Raw genomic sequence first — 535 nt, forward strand, 5'->3', positions numbered from 1 at the left:
CCTCGACGCCGTCGAGGAGCTGTCGACGCGGACGCTGCTGCGCGAGGAACTGCGCGACGAACTCAGCGCCGCCTACGACCTCGAACGGCTGGTCTCGCGGGTCTCCCGCGAGCGAGCGAACGCGCGGGACCTGCGCTCGGTCGCGGGCACGCTCGCCATCGTTCCAGAGCTGAAAGCGGCGCTCGACGACGCCGAATCCGACCGCCTGCAGGCGCTCCGCGACGACCTCGACGAACTCGCGGAGACGCGGGAACTGATCGAGGCCGCGATCGCGGAGGACCCGCCGCAGGAGATCACCGAGGGCGGCGTGATCGCCGACGGCTTCGACGACGAACTCGACGAGGTGCGCGCGACCGAACGCGAGGGTCGCGAGTGGGTCGCCGACCTCGAAGCCAAGGAGCGCGAACGGACCGGGATCGACAACCTCGAAGTCGGCCACAATCAGGTCCACGGCTACTACATCGAGGTGACCGACAGCCACCTCGTCGAGGTGCCCGAGAAGTACCGCCGGCGGCAGACGCTGAAGAACTCCGAG

General features: G+C 69.3%; 1 pseudogene. It reads left to right on the top strand.

What is annotated here, in order from left to right:
* A pseudogene (locus ACFR9S_RS10755) lies at positions 1 to 535 on the top strand (DNA mismatch repair protein MutS); the annotation flags it as partial.

This window comes from Halolamina salina, assembly GCF_042678005.1.
GTDB lineage: Archaea > Halobacteriota > Halobacteria > Halobacteriales > Haloferacaceae > Halolamina > Halolamina salina.